Source organism: Streptomyces sp. NBC_00820, assembly GCF_036347055.1.
In the GTDB taxonomy this organism is placed as follows: Bacteria; Actinomycetota; Actinomycetes; order Streptomycetales; family Streptomycetaceae; genus Streptomyces.
This window is the reverse complement of record NZ_CP108882.1, coordinates 976,621-993,384: the sequence shown is the minus strand read 5'-3', so window position 1 is coordinate 993,384 and position 16,764 is coordinate 976,621. Positions and strand designations below refer to the sequence as shown.

Below are 16,764 nucleotides of genomic sequence, written 5' to 3'. Positions count from 1 at the left end.
CTCTCGGCGGGGCCCGCTCACGTCAGGCGGGGAACTTCAGCAGCGCCAGCGGAGCCGAGGTCGGCTGCCGGGAGCCTCCCGCGGGTTCGACCGTGATGCCCATTCCCGTGGCCCGGTCGACGGCACCCCGCAGCAGGACCGTCTGACCGGCGCGGCCGGGGTTCATCAGGCCGGCGGACCGCATGGCGCCGCCGTCGTCGAACCACAGCTGGTAGACCCGCCCGCGAGGCGGCCGCGCCATCCCGGAGGCGACGAACACGGCCCGGTCGCGGCTCCGTGAGACGACGACGGAGCCGGACGCCCCGCCGGCCAGCGCGGCGGCCCGGGTCCTGGCGTCCGGCGCGGTCAGCACGGCGGCGATGTCGTCCGCCCCCCGCTCGGCCCGGCGCGCCTGGTCCACGGCGTCCTCGGCCCGTCGGTGCTGCCACACCGCCGTGCCGCCGAGCGCCGCGGCCGCCGCGACGCACGCGGCCAGCGCCCACCGCGACAGCGGGCGCGCCCACTGGACCCGGCGGCCCGGGCGGGACAGGACCGGGCCACCCGGTGTCTCCTGCCGGACGGTGGCGACGCGGCGCAGTACCCGGTCCCGCAGCTCCGGCCGGGCCGTCACGGAAGCGGCGAGGCCCAGGCGGGCCGCGGTGGCGCTCAGTTCGGCGACCTCCTGCCGGCACGGCTCGCACTTCGCGAGGTGACGTTCGAACGCCTCGCGCTCGTCGTCGCAGAGAGCGTGCAGGGCGTACGCGCCCGTCATCGTGTGCAGATCGGCGGTGATCACGCCGTCACCCCCAGGCAGTCGCGCAGCCGGATGAGCCCGTCACGGAGCCGGGTCTTGACCGTGCCCAGCGGCAGCGTCAGCGCCTCCGCCACCTCGCGGTAGGTCAGCCCCCGGTAGTACGCCAGGGTGACGGCCTGGTGCTGAAGGCCGGTCAGGGTGCGGAGACAGCGCCGTACCTGCTCCCGTTCCAGCCGGGCCTCCACCTGCTCGGTCACATGGTCGTACTCGGGTGTCCGGTCCAGCAGGGCCGCCTTGCGGTCCCGGGCGGTCGCGGCGTCGACGGAGCGCACCCGGTCGACCGCCCGGCGGTGCGCCAGGGTGAGGATCCAGTTGATGACCGTTCCCCGGTCGGAGCGGTACCGCGGGGCGGTGCGCCACACCTCCACCAGAACCTCCTGGGCCACTTCCTCCGACTGCGCCTGATCACGCAGCACGGCGCGGACCACACCCAGGACCGGATTCACCACGACGTCGTAGACGGAGGCGAACGCTTGCTCGTCGCCGAGGGCCACCTGGTCGATCAGCTCCCGCAGATCCGGCTCCGACGATGGATTTCTGCCGATATGAACGGCTTCTTTCACTGAATTCCTCCGTGGTGATGGCGACTGCGTGCGTAATCCGGTCCCGAGGAGACCGCGGATTGGTCCCGGACAGGAGAAATCGCAGGGCCTAGCGTGGGCGACGGATCGAGGGACGCGAGCGGGCGCGGACGCCGGTCCTCGCGTCGACCACTTCCGCCGACCGGTCTGCTCCGGATGAGCGGAGAGCGGCCGACCGCCCCGACGAGAGCGAACTCACAGGAGGACAGCCCATGACAGGCAGAGCATCCGCCCCCGGTGCCGACGACGGGCTCGCCGCACTGGCGGTGGTGCGCTCCGCCGCCCGGCCGGCCCGCGCGGCCGTGCTGTTCCTGCACGGCGGCAAGGCCGACAGCCGGGCCCCCGCGCGGCCCTGGCAGCCGGCCGCCCTGCGGATGCGGCCGTTCGTACGCGCCGTCTCGGCGGCGGCGGACGGCGACGTCCTCGTGGGAGAGGTGCGCTACCGCGTCCGGGGATGGAACGACGGCGACGCCGACCCCGTGCGGGACGCCCGGCGGGCTCTCGGTGAACTCGCGCGTCTCGTCGGAGACGTCCCCGTCGTCCTCGTGGGCCACTCGATGGGTGGCCGCGCGGCACTGCGCGCCGCGGCGGCGCCGGAGGTGCGGGCCGTCCTGGCGCTGGCCCCCTGGTGCCCGGACGGCGAACCGGTGGCCCATCTCCAGGGCAAGCGCGTCGTCGTGCTGCACGGAGACCGCGACCGGGTCACCGACCCGCGCGCGTCGGTGTCGTACGTCCGGCGGGCCCGGGACGCGGGCGCCAGGGCCGACGTCGCGCTGCTGCCCGGCGGTGACCACGCCATGCTCCGCCACAGCGGCACCTGGCACCGTGCCGCGGACTCGACGGTGGCCGAGCTGCTGGCGGCCATGCGAGCCGTCGCGTAGCCGCCGGGCCGGCCGTCAGACATCCCGATCGGGCCGATCGATCCCGGTGTGCAACCGAATGACCTGATCCGGGTGAAGTGTGAGTGACCGGATCGGGTGCCCCGGCAACGGAAACGGGACGGGTGGCCGGTCCGCGCCCAGCCTCGCGGAACGACTGAGGAGAAGGCGAGGTCCCGTCCATGACGATTGCCGACCTGGTTCCCTACCACGACCTGGTTCCGTACCAAGTGGTCCTCGCCGCCGCGGACCCCGATCAGCTGCTCCCGGCCCGCGAGCAGATGGCCTTCACACTCGGCTTCCACATCATCCTGGTGCCCTTCGGTGTCGCGCTCACCAGCCTCATGCTGATCGCGAACTACCGGGGGCTGCGCAAGGGCGACAGCACGGCGCTCCTGCTGGCCCGTCGGTGGTCGAAGGTGGCCGCCGTGCTGTTCGCGGTCGGTGCCATCACCGGCACCGTCCTCTCCTTCGAGCTGGGCATCCTGTGGCCGGGGCTCATGAAGACGTACGGCTCGGCGTTCGGATTCCCGTTCGCGATCGAGGGGCTGTTCTTCTTCCTCGAGGCCATCTTCGTCGCCATCTACATCTACGGCTGGGACCGGATGCGCCCCTGGGCGCACTTCTGGTCGGGTGTCCCCGTGGCCCTGGCGAGCGTCGGCGGAGCCGCCGCCGTCATCGCCGCCAACAGCTGGATGAACCAGCCCGGCGGCATCACCATGCGCGACGGCAAGGTCGTCTCGGTACGGCCGGCCGAGGTGTTCTTCAACAACGCCTTCTGGCTCCAGTTCTGGCACATGCTCCTCGCCGCCTACATCGTCGCGGGATTCGTCGTGGCGAGCGTCTACACCGTCGGCATGCTCCGGGGCAGGCGAGGCCGCTACCAGCGGCTCGGATTCCTGATCAGCTTCGTGACCGCCGCCGTCGCCCTGCCCGTGCAGATCTTCGTCGGCGACACGATCGCCCGACAGGTCTTCGACGACGAGCCCGCCAAGTTCGCGGCGATCGAACTGCTCCCCACCACCGGCAAGAACGTGCCCGAGACGCTCGGCGGAGTACTGATCGACGGCAAGGTCCGTTACGGGATCTCGGTCCCGGACGTGGCCTCCATCCTCGCCGGATTCAAACCCTCGACCACGATCAAGGGACTCGACGCCGTCCCCCCGGACATCAGACCCACCACCGCGCAGGTCAACATCGTGCACTGGGCGTTCGACATCATGGTCGGCACCTCCATGCTCATGCTGGCCGTCGCCGTGTGGTTCCTCTGGCTGTGGTGGAAGCGCCGCGACACCCTGGAGACCAACCGCTGGTTCCTGGGCGCGGCCTCCGTCTGCGGCATCGTCTCGATCCTCAGCCTGGAGAGCGGCTGGGTCGTCACCGAGGTGGGCCGTCAGCCCTGGATCGTCGTGGGACTGCTCAGGACCAGGGACGCCGTGACGACCGTGGGCAACCTGTGGCCGACGTTCGGGGTCGTGGTGGTCCTGTACGCCGCGGTCGGCACCGGCGCCCTGTGGGTGCTGCACTCCATGAAGAAACGGTGGCAGGAGCAGGGCGACGAGAGCGTGCACGTGCCCTACGGACCGGAAGACGCGCAAGGCACACCGCCCGAGCGCTCCGAGGGGAAGGTGTCGTAAATGGCCGATGTCGTGGCGGTGTTCCTCTTCATCGGCGTCATCGCCTACGCCGTGCTGGGCGGCGCGGACTTCGGCGCCGGCTTCTGGGACCTCATCGCGGGCGGAGCCCGGCGCGGGCACGCTCCCCGCAAGCTGATCGACGCGTCCCTCGCCCCCGTGTGGGAGGCCAACCACACCTGGCTGATCTACTGCCTCGTCGTCCTGTGGAGCGGATTCCCCACCGCCTTCTCCGCCATCACGACCACGCTGTACATCCCCCTGGTGCTCGCCCTGCTCGGCATCGTGCTGCGCGGGGCGGGCTTCGCGTTCCGCAAGGCGTCGATCCGCACCCCCGAGCAGCGCCTGTACGGCGCGGCCTTCGCGCTCTCCTCGGTCCTGACGCCGTACTGCTTCGGCTCCATCGCCGGCGGCCTCGCCTCCGGACGCGTGCCGACGCAGGGCGGCGGCGACGCCGTGTCCAGCTGGGTGAACCCCACCAGCATCCTCGGCGGCGTGCTCGCGGTGCTCTCCTGCGCCTACCTCGCCGCCACCTACCTGGTGGTGGAGGCCAAGCGCCGCGACAAGCCCGTGCTGCGCCGCTACTACCGCTACCGGGCCCTCGCCGCGGGAGCGGTGACCGGTGCCGTCAGCATCGCCGGCATCTTCGTCCTCCAGGCCGACTCCCCCCGGCTGTTCGACAAGCTCAGCGGACCCGCGCTGCCCCTGATCGTGCTGGCGGCGGTCGGCGGATTCCTGGGTCTCGCCCTGCTGGCGCTCGACCGGACGCGCGGAGTGCGCGAGAGTGCGGCGGCGGCCGTCGCACTGGTCGTGTGCGGCTGGGGCGTGGCCCAGTACCCCTACCTCCTGGGCACCCACCTCACCATCTCCGAGGCGGCCGCACCCGACGCCACCCTCGCGGTCGTCGTCGCCGTCGCGTGCGTGGCGGCGGTCCTCATCCTGCCGTCCCTGATCCTGCTGTTCCGGCTCAGCGGACGCGGCAGCGTGGGGGTCGGGGACCGGCCGCCACCCAGCACCCTGTGACCCCGCCGCTCAGTCGACCACCGCCGCCCGCACGCACAGCACGTCCGGCAGGTGCGAGGCGAGCTGTTGCCAGCTGTCGCCGTCGTCGGCCGAGGCGTACACCTCGCCGTTGCGGTTGCCGAAGTAGATACCGGCCGGGTCGGCGTCGTCCGTGTGCAGGGCGTCCCGCAGGACGGTGCCGTAGTGATCCCCGGCCGGCAGCCCTGTCACCAGCGGTTCCCAGTTCTTGCCCGCGTCGGTCGTGCGGTAGACCCGGCAGCGGCGGTCGGCGGGCACCCGGTCGATGTCGGCGTTGATCGGGAAGACGTACGCCGTGTCGCCCCGGTGCGGATGGGCGGCCACCGCGAAACCGAACGTGGACGGCAGCCCCGCCCCGATGTCGGTCCAGTGCGCGCCCCCGTCGTCGCTGCGGTACACACCCCAGTGGTTCTGCAGATACAGCCGGTCGGGGTCGACCGCGTCCCTGGCGACCTTGTGCACGCACTGGCCGAACTCGGGGTGCGGGTCCGGCAGGAACACCGCGGCCACACCGGAGTTGGACGGTGCCCAGCTCGCCCCGCCGTCCGTGGTGCGGAACACGCCGGCGGTGGAGACCGCCACGGTCACCGCCCGCGGGTCGCGCGCGTCCGTGAGCACGGTGTGCAGGCCCTCACCGCCACCGCCCGGCACCCATCGGGAGCGGGTCGGGTGCTCCCACAGCGGGCGCACCAGCGCGAAGGTCTCCCCGCGGTCCTCCGAGCGGTACAGCGCCGCCGGTTCCGTGCCCGCGTACACCACGTCCGGCTCGGCGGCGGCCGGGTGCAGCTGCCAGACCCGCTCCAGCGAGGCGCCGGTGTCCTTGGGGAACCTGACGGCGGGGCGGGCGGGTTCGGTCCAGGTGCGGCCCAGGTCGTCGGAGTGGAACACCGACGGGCCCCAGTGCGCGCTGTCGCCGCCCGCCAGCAGCCGCACCCTGCCGCCCCGGGTGTCGATCGCGACCGAGTGGACGGCCTGCGCGTTGAAGTACGGACCGTCGTCGAACTCCCAGGTGCCGTCGCGCCGGCGCCCGATGAACAGACCTTTTCGGGTGCCCACGGCGAGCAGTACCTCGGTCATGCCGATCACCTCCGGGACGTCTGTGTCCAGGTAGTCGTCAGATATCGGCCAGTGTGCACCTCGCCACTGACAGTCACGTGAAGACTTGGCGTCGCCGCAGGTCAGAGCGGTTTCCGTCGGCCTGTCGCCAAGCTCGGGCGGGCACGTTCCGGGATGTGCCTGCGCGAAAGGGGTGTCTCGTGCGACCGTCGGGAGGACGGCTCGGCGTGAGCAACGGGGCGGCCTCGTCCGTATGGGAGGGCGGTCCCGTCGGTCGGTGCGGCTCGTGAGGAGGATGCCCTTGTCGTCTCTGTCGGTGTTCCGTGGGCCGAAGCTGTGGCTGTGGCGTTGGCGGCGTAATCCGCTCAGGCGCCGGGCCGACGTGGTGGAGGCGTGGGTGGTGCTCGGCGCCTGGCTGCTGACCGTCCTGACCGGTGTGCTGGCGGGTCTCGCCGGAGCCCGGTCGGTGGAGCACGGGCTGGCCCGGGAACGCGCCACCTGGCACACCGCCGTCGCCCGCGTCGTCGCCGACGCGCCCGGCAGGTCCTCCTCGGCGGCCAGGGACGGCGAGCGGCTCTGGGCCGAGGTCCGCTGGACCGTGGCCGACGGCTCGGCGCACACCGGTCAGGCCAGGGTCGCACCGGGCAGCAAGGCCGGTACCCCGGTCACCGTCTGGACCGACCCGCAGGGGCATCTGGTCACCCGCCCCACCACCGCCTCCGAGGCCGCCTTCCGCGCCACCCTGATAGGCGCCCTGGTGGGAGTGAGCGCCGGCGCCGTGCCGTTCGTCGGCGGGCTCGTCCTGCGCGGGCGCCTGGAGCGCCGCCGCATGGACCGCTGGGACGCGGAGTGGGCCCGCCTCGGACCGCAGTGGGGTCGCACCACGGGCTGAGCCTGCGGCTGCCGCCCGCTGCCGGGAGCGGCAGGCATGCGGCCTCCCCGCCCGAGCCGGTGTTCCGTTCACCCGCGGGGTGGCGCGCGCCGTCGGTGCAGGGGCGAGGCCCGCGCCGGGCTCCCTGCTCGCCGTCAGCGCCTGGCACGCCGTCAGAAGCGCCTCGTCGTCGGCGATGTCCTGGCCGCCCGGCGCACCCCCGCGTCCGGGTCGCCGGCGGGCGAGGCGAACACCGCGGCGCCCGCGCGGACCGCCTCATGGGCGCGGGGGTCCCCGCTCTCCGCCCCTGTGCCGACCAGCGGTTCGGCGATGCCACCCCGTCCGGAACCTCCTCGCGGGCGGCGAGGCGGAGCGGTCCCGGTCGGGCGCACAGGGAGGGAGGGGGATGCCACGGTCGGGCGTCCGGGCCGGGGATCAGTCCCGGGCGGGCAGCGCCCGCTCCAGGATCGTGTCCAGGTCGGCCCCGGCGGGCAGCGTGCCGAACGCGTGCCCCCAGTCGCCGCCCAGTCGGGAGGCGCAGAAGGCGTCCGCGACCGCGTGCGGGGCGTGCCGGACCAGCAAGGATGCCTGGAGGGCGAGCGCCATCCGCTCCACCAGCCGGCGTGCGCCCGCCTGATCGGTCTCGGCCAGCTGCCGCTTCAGGCCGGTTACGGCCGTGTCCAGGCGGGCGTCGGCCCCGCGCGCGAGGGCGAGTTCGGCGAACAGGGCCTCCGCGGTCTCCGGGTCACGGCCGAGGGCGCGCAGCACGTCGAGTGCGTTGACGTTCCCCGAGCCCTCCCAGATGGACAGCAGTGGCGCCTCCCGGTAGTGCCGGGGCATGCCCGAGTCCTCGACGTACCCGTTGCCGCCCAGGCACTCCAGGGCCTCCGCGGTGAACGCCGGACCCCGCTTGGTGACCCAGTACTTGCCGACGGCGGTGGCGATCCGCCGGAAGGCGCGTTCGCCCACGTCCCCGCGCACCGCCCGGTCGGCCGCCCCGGCCAGCCGCAGCGTGAGCGTGGTCGCCGCCTCGGACTCCAGCGCCAGGTCGGCCAGGACGTTGCGCATGAGCGGCTGGTCGAGGAGCCGGGCGCCGAACGCGCTGCGGTGGCGTGCGTGGTGCCCCGCCTCGACGAGTGTCTTGCGCATCAGCGTCGCCGAGGACATCACGCAGTCCAGCCGGGTGCAGTTGACCATCTCGATGATGGTCTTCACCCCCCGCCCCTCGGGGCCGACCAGCCAGGCCACCGTCTGCTCGAACTCCGGCTCCGAGGAGGCGTTGGACCGGTTGCCGAGCTTGTCCTTCAGCCGCTGGATCCGGAAGGTGTTGCGGCTGCCGTCCGGCAGCACCCGCGGCACCAGGAAGCAGGACAGTCCGCCCGGCGCCTGGGCCAGCACCAGGAACACGTCGCACATGGGCGCCGACGTGAACCACTTGTGCCCGCGCAGCGTGTACACGCCGGGTTCGGCGGTCGGGGTGGCCACGGTGGTGTTGGTGCGGACGTCCGAGCCGCCCTGCTTCTCCGTCATGCCCATCCCGGCGAGCAGGCCGGGCTTCTCGGTGGGCACGCGCAGCTCCGGGTCGTACTCCCGGCTGGTGAGGAGGGGCTCGTAGATCTTGGCGAGGTCCGGCTGGGTGCGCAGGGCGGGTACGGCGGCGTACGTCATCGACGTCGGACAGCCGTGCCCGGCCTCCGTCTGGCCCCACACCAGCCCGCCCGCGGTGCGCGCCACGTGCGCACCGGGCCGGTCGTCCGCCCACGGGGCACCGGCCAGACCCTCGGCCACGGCGGTCCGCATCAGGTGGTGCCAGCTGGGGTGGAAGTCGACCTCGTCGACACGGTGGCCGTAGCGGTCGTGGGTACGCAGCTCCGGCTCGTGCCGGTTGGCCAGCTCGCCCCACTCCTGCGCCTCCCGGCCACCGGCCAGCAGGCCCAGGTGCCGGACGCCGTCCTCGGCCCAGCCGGCCCCCTCCCGGCGCAGCCCCTCCAGCAGCGCGCTGTCGTCGGACGCGTCGTACGGGGCCAGGAGCGGGGCCTGGTTGGTGACGTCATGCGTGGCGTGCGGCGGCTGCGCCGCCGGCCGCTCGGGTATCGAGACCATGACGCCATGTTGCACTCTTCCTACGACTGTCGCAATGATGCAACAAGCCGCTCCACGTACAGTCTGTGCTCATGCGCATGAACGTGCCGGCGGCGCCGGACGAGGCCGGAACCGGGCTGCGGCCGCTGTCCGCGCGATCGGTCGTGCTGAGCCTGCTCCTCGGCACGCATCCGCCGCGCCTGCCCGTGAAGGACCTGGTCCGGCTGGTGGAGCCGTTCGGCGTGGGCGGCTCCACGCTCCGGGCCGCGCTGAGCCGGATGGTGGCCGCCGGCGACCTCAGGCGCACGGACGCCGTCTACGGACTCAGCGACCGGCTGCTGGCCCGCCAGCGCCGTCAGGACGACGCCGTGCGCCCACGCACGCGCGCGTGGGACGGCGACTGGGAGATGGTCGTGATCACCGCGACCGGCCGCGGGCCCGCCGAACGCGCCGACCTGCGTGCCCGGCTGACCGCCCTGCGCCTGGCCGAACTCCGCGAGGGCGTCTGGCTGCGCCCGGCCAACCTCGCCCGGCCCCTGCCGGAAGAACTGCACCGAGTCGCCCTGACCTGTACCTCCCGCCCCGACGAGCCCGCCCACGAGCTGGTCGGCCGCCTGTGGGCGCCGGACGACTGGGCGGCCACCGCCCGGACCCTGCTGACCCGATCGGCCGCATCCCGGCACCCCGCCGACCGCCTCACCGTCCTCGCCGCGGTCGTACGCCACCTGCTCACCGACCCCGTCCTGCCCGCCGGCCTCCTCCCCGCCGACTGGCCCGGCGAGGCCCTCCGAGCGGCATACACCGCATACCAACGCGAGCTGGCCACGTCGGTCGGGCTGCGGGGGAACGCGGATTGACCGCACCGCCGTACACGGCGAGAGGCCGCGCGCACGGGCGCCGCGGTACGGGTTCGAGGGGCGTCCAACGGAGACGTGCGTCCGACGGTGACGCCGAGAGCCGTACGGCGGGTGTGCGTGGCGGCTGGGCGCGGGTGTGTGCAGGTGACCGGCCGGGCGCGTGGGGGCCGGTGACAGTTCGCGTGGGCGTCCGTGCGACCGACCGGCCTCGTGCCTCCGTGGCGGTTACCGACCCCGCGGGCGCACGCGGTGCGGAGGCGTGAGCCCGGCGGTGACGCCGAGAGCCGTACGGCGGGTGTGCGTGGCGGCTGGGCGCGGGTGTCTGCAGGTGACTGGCCGGGCGCGGGCGGGCCGGCGACCGCGTCCGTTCCGCCGACCGGCCTCGACGCTCTCCGGCGTGGCCCGAAGCCTTCGCGTGCCGGCCCCAGGGGAGAGGGCCTTCGCCCGCCCCCGCGGAGGCCCCCGCTCGCCACGCCGGGTGCGGGGGCCGAGTGGCGAGGGTGCGGTCGGTGGCGTTCCCTGGGAGAGGGGGATGACCCAGCGCGGTCGCGGGCCGTCAGTGGGGCCCGGCAGGCGATCTCACCCGAGGAGAGTCATGACTGACCAGAAAACGTCGTCGGTCCTCACGGCCCCGCTGCACGCCGCGGCCTCCATGCTGCGCAAGATGCCCGGCGCCGAAGCGGTCGGCAGGGCCGCCGAAGGGACGCTCGACAAGGTCGGCGCGGTCACCGGGGAGGCACTGGGCAAGGTGGAGACGGTCACCGGGGAAGCGCTCGGCAAAGTCGAGACGGTCACCGGGGAAGCGCTCGGCAAAGTCGAGGCGGTCACCGGGGAGGCGCTGGACAAGATCGGCGCGGTGTCGCCGCGCGGCCGGCGGATGGCGGTCTACGCCGGGGCCGGAGTGCTCGGCGTCGCCGGCGTGGTGGAGTGGCCGGTCGCGCTCACCGGCGCGGCCGTCGCCTGGCTGACCCAGTCCCGTTCCGGAAACGGCGCCGACGGGCACGACGCGAACGGCGAGCAGCGGGCCGCGGCCGAGGACAGCGATGCCACGAGCCCGCCGCCCCCGCACGACATCGGCTCGGCCGCCCTGCGGTCGGGCACACACCCCGGATCCGGCGGGGCCCAGGAACCCCCCGGACCCGTCCACTCCTCGCACGCGAAGGGTTCCTCCGGTCGTCTCGGTCCGACGGCACGGCCCGAACGCACCAACCTCTGAAGGCCGGTATGGAGTCGCTGCTGCTGACAGGACCGTCGGCCGCCCTCCGGCTGCTGCCCGCGGCGCCCCGGCTTCTGGCCCGGGGCGCCGCTCCGGTGGTCGGAGCGGTCGCCGGAGCCGCCGCGGGGACCGCGCGGGCGGGTGTGCGCGGCGCCGACGCGCTGGTGCGGGTGACCCGGGTCGCCCGCGCCGCGCTGCCCGGCGCCGGGGGCCCCTGGCGGGCCGGCCCGCGGATCCACCTGCCGCTGCGGTCCGCCGAGCCGGAGCGGGAACAGCGCGCGGGCGGCCTGACGGACGTGGCGCACCGGATCGCGACGGAACTGGACGAACGCCCGGACGTCGCCTTCGCGTACTGGGACGAGGGGCTGGCCCGGCTGGTGGTCTCCATGACCGAGGACGGGCTCACCGACCTGGTCGCGGACCACGCGGCCGAGATCGCGGAGAGCGAGGGGCTCGTCATCGCGGGCGGCGACCCCGAGGAGACCACGCATCCGGCCGACCCGGCCGGCGTACGCGCCGCCGCCGTCACCCTCGGCGTCGACGCGGTCGGCATCGCGGTGGCGGTCACCGCCTACGTCCTGCGTCTGCCGCCGTCGCCCCGCATGGTGACGGCCGCCGTCACACTGCTGCGGGAGAACCCGCGCTTCCGCGCACGGCTGCGCGCAAGCCTGGGCGCCTCCCGCATGGACCTCCTCCTGGCCTGCGCGAACGCGGCCGTGCACGGCGTCGGCCAGACCCCCACGTCACTGATCCTCGACGGCACCCTGCGCGCCTGCCAACTGGCCGAGACGGTGGCCCGCGCCGCCGCCTTCGACGCGGTCCACGACCAGCTGTGCGTACCCGGCCGCGTCACCATCCCCGCGGACGACGCCCCGCGCCCGCCCCTGCGGGAGACACCGGCCCAGGTGTACGCCACCCACGCCTCCGCCGGCAGCGTGCTGGGCGCGGCGGCCACGCTCCTGATCAAGCACGACGCGAACGAGGCCGCCGAGGCGCTGCTCGCCGGCTCGCCCAAGGCCGCCCGGTACGCGCCCGCCGCCTTCCACGCCCTCTTCGGTACGGCACTGGCCCGCACCGGCGTACTCGTCCGCGACGCGGACCGTCTGAGACGGCTGGAGCTGGGCGGCACCCTCGTGCTGCACCCCGGGGCGCTGCGCACGGAGGACGGCGCGGCCGACCCGTGGACCGAGGCCGTGCTGGACGCCGCGCGCCGGGCCCGGATGCGGGTCGTGCTGGTGGACGACCCCGCACTGGAGGACTTCACCGGCCTCGCCGACCAGGTGGTCGACGCCCGGCGCCCGCTGGACGACGTCGTGTACGCGCTGCGCGCCGAGGAGGGTGCGGTCGTCACCGTCGCCCGGGTGCGCTCCGCCGACGAGCGCGACGTGCTGGCCGCGCTGCGGGGCAGCGACATCTCGATCGTGCTCACCGACCGGGACGGCGCCGTCGACTGGGGCGCGGACATCCTGGCCGTACACGGTCTGCCCGACGTGTGGCGGCTGCTGACCGCGATCCCCGCCGCCCGCACCGTCGGCCGGCGCGGCCAGACCCTCGCCCGGTCCGGCGCCGCGCTCTCCGGACTGCTCGTGGCCATCGGCGAGTCGAGGCGAGGCCGGCCGCGCCGCTCCATCCTGCCCGGACTGCGGCACGCGCCGGTCGACGTCGCCGCCGTGACCGCGCTGCTGTCCGGGACACGGGCCGCCCTCGGCGTGGCGATGGCCGGCGCACCCCGCCCGCGCGCCCGCGTGCACTGGCACGAACTGCGGCCCGACGAGGCCCTGGAGCGGCTGGACCGCGAGTCCGGTACCGGACCCACCGCCTGGGAACAGACGGCCGCCGGCGTACGCAAGGCCGTCGACCGTGCCGCCCGGCTGACCGTCCTCGCCCCGGCCCGGTGGAGCTGGCAGCTGGGCCGGGCCGTACGCGGCGAACTCGACGACCCGCTCACCCCGGTCCTGGCCGTCGGCTCCGCCGCCTCGGCGATCCTAGGCTCCGTCGTCGACGCGCTCCTGGTCATCGGTGCGCTCGACCTGAATGCCCTGGTCGGCGGCGTTCAGCGGCTGCGCGCCGAGCGGGCGCTGTCCGGACTGGAGGCCGACCAGACGCGCAAGGCGCGCGTCGCACCCCCCGAGTCCGAGGCGCCCGCGGGGGGCACCCGCACCGTGGACGCCGGAAAGCTGCGACCGGGCGACGTGATCGAACTCAAGACGGACGACGTCGTGCCCGCCGACGCCCGGCTGCTCTGGCAGGACGGCCTGGAGGTCGACGAGTCCGCGCTGACCGGCGAGTCGCTGCCGGTGCAGAAGCACCCCGGCCCCACCCCGCACGCGGCCGTCGCCGACCGGCACTGCATGGTCTTCGAGGGCACCACCGTGGTGGCCGGCCACGCCCACGCCGTCGTCGTCGACACCGGCGACCGCACCGAGGCCGCCCGCGCCGTCCACCTCGCCGCCCGCACGCCTCCGGCCGCCGGAGTGCAGGCCCGCCTCCAGGAACTCACCCGCAAGGCGCTGCCGCTGACCCTGGCCGGCGGTGCCGCCGTGACCGGCCTCGCGCTGCTGCGCGGCACGTCCGTGCGCGAGGCGGTCAGCGGAGGCGTGGCCGTCGCCGTGGCCGCCGTACCGGAGGGCCTGCCGCTGGTCGCCACGGTCGCGCAGCTCGCGGCCGCCCGCCGGCTGAGCCGCTACGGCGTCCTGGTGCGCACCCCGCGCGCCCTGGAGGCGCTGGGCCGCATGGACACCTTCTGCTTCGACAAGACCGGCACGCTCACCGAGAACCGGCTGCGCCTGGTGCGGGTCTCCGACGCCGGGGGCACCATCCGCCCGGCGACCGACGCGGGCTCCGCGGGGACACTGCGCCACGCCGCACGGGCCTGCCCGCGGCTGAACGGCGGCACCGGCCGGCCCGCGCACGCCACCGACGAGGCCGTCCTCGACGCGGCCGCCCCCGACCCGGAGTGGGCGCAGATCGTCGGCCTGCCGTTCGAGGCCGCCCGCGGCTACGCCGCTGCCATCGGCCGTGAGGCGGACGGCCCCCGCTTCCTGGTGGTCAAGGGCGCACCCGAGACCGTACTGCCCGCCTGCTCCGCCCTGCCCGGGCACGTCTCCGGCACGGCACACGCGCTGGCCGGAGACGGCCTGCGCGTCCTGGCGGTGGCCGTACGGCGCCTCGCGCACGACGAACGCGAGGCGGACGTCCTCGAAAAGCCCCTGCACGCCCTTGAGTTCACCGGTCTGCTGGCGCTGTCGGACGTGCCCCGCGAGACCTCCAAGGCCCTGGTGCAGGGCCTGTACCGAGAAGGCGTACGCCCCGTCATGCTGACCGGCGACCACCCGCAGACCGCCCGTGCCATCGCCCGGGAGCTGGGCTGGCCCTCCGGCACCCAGGTGGTCACCGGCGACGAACTGGCCGCCGCCGACCGGCGCACCCGGGCCCGGATGCTGCGCGACGCCGGTGTGGTGGCCCGCGTCGCGCCGGAGCAGAAGCTCCAGGTCGTCGAGGCGCTGAGGGACGCGGGCCGGGTCGTCGGCATGGTCGGCGACGGCGCCAACGACGCCGCGGCCATCCGCGCCGCCGACATCGGGGTGGGCATCAGCGTCCGGGGTTCGGCGGCGGCCCGCAACGCCGCCGACATCGTCCTGACCGACGACGACCTGACCGTCCTGATCGACGCGATCGGCGAGGGCCGCTCGCTGTGGCACAGCGTCGCCGACGCCATCGCCATCCTCATCGGGGGCAACGCGGGCGAGGTCGCCTTCGGCATCATCGGCACCCTGGTGTCGGGCACCGCTCCGCTGTCCACCCGCCAGATGCTGCTGGTGAACCTGTTCACCGACCTGTTCCCGGCGATGGCGGTGGCGGTCACGCCGAAGCACGGCGAGGAGGCCGCCGCACGGTCGGAGACCGCCTCACCCGAGGACGCGGCGGGCGGGGTCCTCGGGGAACCCCTGATCCGCCAGATCCGGCACCGCGCCCTGACCACCGCGCTGGGAGCGGTCACAGCCTGGCTGATCGGCCGCTTCACCCCGGGTACGGCCCGCCGCTCCAGCACCATGGCCCTGTGCGGCGTGGTCGGCACCCAGCTGGCGCAGACCCTCCTGGACCGCCGCGACAGCACCCTGGTGCGGGTCACGGCCGTGGGGTCGGGCGCCGCCCTGTTCACCGTGATCCAGATCCCGGTGATCAGCCATGTCCTCGGCTGCACCCCGCTGGGTCCGGTGGCCTGGGCGGGCGTGGCCGCGGCCATCGCCCTCGCGGTCGCGGGACAGCGGACCCTGCCCCGCCTGGAGGAGATCGTCGCACGGCTGCTGCCGGCCGGCCGCCCCTGATCCCGACGGGACGCCGCCGGACGACCCCGAACGCTCAGCCGGTCTCGTCGCCGGACGTGTCGTCGCCGCCGTCCGGCAGCGCCTCCGGCGCGGCGGCCGCGGAACCCGCCTTCAGAGGAAGGTGGTTGAAGAGCAGGTTGAGTACGATCGCGGTCAGGCAGCCCGCGCTGATCCCGCTGTTCATCACCGTCTGGAACCAGTCCGGGAACTTCGCGTACACCGCGGGCACACCGACCGGCAGCATGCCGACCGCCACCGAGACGGCCACCACGGTCAGATTGTGGTTCCCGTCGAAATCGACCCGGGCCAGCGTCCGCAGGCCGCTCGCCGCGACCGTCCCGAACATCACCAGCCCCGCTCCGCCCAGCACCGGCGCCGGGACCGCCGCGACGACCGCGCCGAGCTTGGGCAGCAGTCCGAGCAGTACGAGGATGCCGCCGGCCGCGGCGACCACCCAGCGGCTGCGCACCCGGGTCAGCCCGACCAGGCCCACGTTCTGCGCGTACGCCGTGTACGGGAAGGTGTTGAACACCCCGCCCAGCACGGTCGACAGGCCGTCCGCGCGCAGGCCGTCGGCCAGCGGGCGCGGCTCGACCGGGCGTCCGGTCAGCTCGCCGACGGCGATGAGGTCACCGGTCGTCTCCGTCATGGTGACCAGCGCGACCACCAGCATGGACACGATCGCGGACGTCCTGAACTCCGGCGCCCCGAAGTGGAACGGGGTGCTGACCCCCACCCAGTCCGCGTCGCCGACCCCGCCGAAGTCGGTGAAGCCGAACGGCACGGCCACGGCCAGGCCCACCACGATGCCGGTCAGGACCGCGATCCGGCTCAGGAAGGCCGGCGCGAACCGCTGCACGCCGAGCACGACCGCCAGCACGAAGGCCGCGAGCGCGAGGTTCCGCGGCGCCCCGAAGTCCTCGGCGCCCACCCCGCCCGCTGCCCAGTTGCCGGCGACGGGCAGCAGCGAGACGCCGATGATCAGGATCACCGTGCCGGTCACCAGCGGCGGGAAGAAGCGCAGCAGCCTGCCGAAGACCGGCGCGAGCAGCATGATCGCCAGACCCGCGACGATCACCGAGCCGTAGACCGCGGGCAGTCCACCACCCGTCGTGCCGATCAGCACCATCGGCGAGACCGCCGCGAACGTACACCCCTGCATGATCGGCAGCCGCACCCCGAACCGCCAGAACCCGACGCACTGGATCAGCGTCGCGACCCCGCACACCAGAAGGTCCGCGGTGATGAGGTAGGCGAGATCGGCCGGCGGCAGCTTCATCGCACCGCCGACGATCAACGGCACCGCCACGGCCCCCGCGTACATCGCGAGCACATGCTGCAGGCCGAAGGCGGCCAAGTGCCTTATGCGGGGCACCTCGTCGACGGGGTGCACAACTGCGGTCGTGGCCATGGGAACTCCAGAGCGG

General features: G+C 74.3%; 12 protein-coding genes. 7 read left to right on the top strand and 5 right to left on the bottom strand.

The features are described 5' to 3' along the window. Nucleotides 1-22: 22 nt before the first annotated feature. Both OIB37_RS04640 and sigK read right to left on the bottom strand, forming a co-directional pair. Complete coding sequence (locus OIB37_RS04640; RefSeq protein WP_330456228.1) at nucleotides 23-775, bottom strand: anti-sigma factor; 753 nt, start codon at nucleotides 773-775, stop codon at nucleotides 23-25. After that, a complete protein-coding gene (gene sigK, locus OIB37_RS04635; protein WP_330456227.1) occupies nucleotides 772-1,356 on the bottom strand; it encodes an ECF RNA polymerase sigma factor SigK in 585 nt (194 codons plus the stop codon). The genes OIB37_RS04640 and sigK overlap by 4 nt, the downstream gene beginning before the upstream one ends. A gap of 230 nt (nucleotides 1,357-1,586) precedes the next feature. On the opposite strand from sigK, the gene OIB37_RS04630 reads away from it, so the two are divergent. The 3 genes from OIB37_RS04630 to OIB37_RS04620 all read left to right on the top strand — a co-directional run bounded on the left by OIB37_RS04630 (nucleotide 1,587) and on the right by OIB37_RS04620 (nucleotide 4,909). Further along, nucleotides 1,587-2,255, top strand: coding sequence for an alpha/beta hydrolase (locus OIB37_RS04630; RefSeq protein WP_330456226.1), 669 nt, complete (start codon nucleotides 1,587-1,589; stop codon nucleotides 2,253-2,255). Between the two features lie 179 nt (nucleotides 2,256-2,434). Then, on the top strand, nucleotides 2,435-3,889 hold the full coding sequence (locus tag OIB37_RS04625) for a cytochrome ubiquinol oxidase subunit I (RefSeq protein ID WP_330456225.1): 1,455 nt from the start codon (nucleotides 2,435-2,437) through the stop codon (nucleotides 3,887-3,889). Further along, nucleotides 3,890-4,909, top strand: a complete 1,020-nt coding sequence (locus tag OIB37_RS04620; protein WP_330456224.1) for a cytochrome d ubiquinol oxidase subunit II — start codon at nucleotides 3,890-3,892, stop codon at nucleotides 4,907-4,909. It begins immediately after the preceding gene. 9 nt (nucleotides 4,910-4,918) lie between these two features. Here the strand turns inward: OIB37_RS04620 and OIB37_RS04615 are convergent, their stop codons facing one another. Beyond that, complete coding sequence (locus OIB37_RS04615) at nucleotides 4,919-6,004, bottom strand: WD40/YVTN/BNR-like repeat-containing protein (protein WP_330456223.1); 1,086 nt, start codon at nucleotides 6,002-6,004, stop codon at nucleotides 4,919-4,921. Nucleotides 6,005-6,293: 289 nt separating this feature from the next. Here OIB37_RS04615 and OIB37_RS04610 point away from each other — a divergent pair, with 289 nt between their 5' ends. Beyond that, on the top strand, nucleotides 6,294-6,875 hold the full coding sequence (locus tag OIB37_RS04610) for an Rv1733c family protein (RefSeq protein WP_443058253.1): 582 nt from the start codon (nucleotides 6,294-6,296) through the stop codon (nucleotides 6,873-6,875). A 414-nt stretch (nucleotides 6,876-7,289) separates the two neighbouring features. Here the strand turns inward: OIB37_RS04610 and OIB37_RS04605 are convergent, their stop codons facing one another. Further along, nucleotides 7,290-8,957 carry a DNA alkylation response protein gene (locus OIB37_RS04605; RefSeq protein WP_330456221.1) on the bottom strand — a complete coding sequence of 556 codons (1,668 nt, stop codon included), beginning with the start codon at nucleotides 8,955-8,957 and terminating at the stop codon, nucleotides 7,290-7,292. A gap of 71 nt (nucleotides 8,958-9,028) precedes the next feature. On the opposite strand from OIB37_RS04605, the gene OIB37_RS04600 reads away from it, so the two are divergent. From OIB37_RS04600 to OIB37_RS04590, 3 genes are all read left to right on the top strand, one after another. Next, nucleotides 9,029-9,793 carry a PaaX family transcriptional regulator C-terminal domain-containing protein gene (locus tag OIB37_RS04600; protein WP_330456220.1) on the top strand — a complete coding sequence of 255 codons (765 nt, stop codon included), beginning with the start codon at nucleotides 9,029-9,031 and terminating at the stop codon, nucleotides 9,791-9,793. A 595-nt stretch (nucleotides 9,794-10,388) separates the two neighbouring features. Next, nucleotides 10,389-11,009, top strand: coding sequence for a hypothetical protein (locus OIB37_RS04595; RefSeq protein ID WP_330456219.1), 621 nt, complete (start codon nucleotides 10,389-10,391; stop codon nucleotides 11,007-11,009). An 8-nt stretch (nucleotides 11,010-11,017) separates the two neighbouring features. After that, the gene (locus OIB37_RS04590; RefSeq protein WP_330456218.1) at nucleotides 11,018-15,337 is read left to right on the top strand and encodes a cation-translocating P-type ATPase; all 4,320 of its coding nucleotides are present in this window, start codon (nucleotides 11,018-11,020) and stop codon (nucleotides 15,335-15,337) included. 34 nt (nucleotides 15,338-15,371) lie between these two features. Here the strand turns inward: OIB37_RS04590 and OIB37_RS04585 are convergent, their stop codons facing one another. Continuing rightward, nucleotides 15,372-16,748 carry a nucleobase:cation symporter-2 family protein gene (locus OIB37_RS04585; RefSeq protein ID WP_330456217.1) on the bottom strand — a complete coding sequence of 459 codons (1,377 nt, stop codon included), beginning with the start codon at nucleotides 16,746-16,748 and terminating at the stop codon, nucleotides 15,372-15,374. Nucleotides 16,749-16,764: the final 16 nt, after the last annotated feature.

Coding starts and splice junctions, on each gene's coding strand:
- OIB37_RS04630 (WP_330456226.1), top strand. CDS start 1,587: ATGACAGGCAGAGCATCCGCCCCCGGTGCCGACGACGGGCTCGCCGCA.
- OIB37_RS04625 (WP_330456225.1), top strand. CDS start 2,435: ATGACGATTGCCGACCTGGTTCCCTACCACGACCTGGTTCCGTACCAA.
- OIB37_RS04620 (WP_330456224.1), top strand. CDS start 3,890: ATGGCCGATGTCGTGGCGGTGTTCCTCTTCATCGGCGTCATCGCCTAC.
- OIB37_RS04615 (WP_330456223.1), bottom strand. CDS start 6,004: ATGACCGAGGTACTGCTCGCCGTGGGCACCCGAAAAGGTCTGTTCATC.
- OIB37_RS04605 (WP_330456221.1), bottom strand. CDS start 8,957: ATGGTCTCGATACCCGAGCGGCCGGCGGCGCAGCCGCCGCACGCCACG.
- OIB37_RS04600 (WP_330456220.1), top strand. CDS start 9,029: ATGCGCATGAACGTGCCGGCGGCGCCGGACGAGGCCGGAACCGGGCTG.
- OIB37_RS04595 (WP_330456219.1), top strand. CDS start 10,389: ATGACTGACCAGAAAACGTCGTCGGTCCTCACGGCCCCGCTGCACGCC.
- OIB37_RS04590 (WP_330456218.1), top strand. CDS start 11,018: ATGGAGTCGCTGCTGCTGACAGGACCGTCGGCCGCCCTCCGGCTGCTG.
- OIB37_RS04585 (WP_330456217.1), bottom strand. CDS start 16,748: ATGGCCACGACCGCAGTTGTGCACCCCGTCGACGAGGTGCCCCGCATA.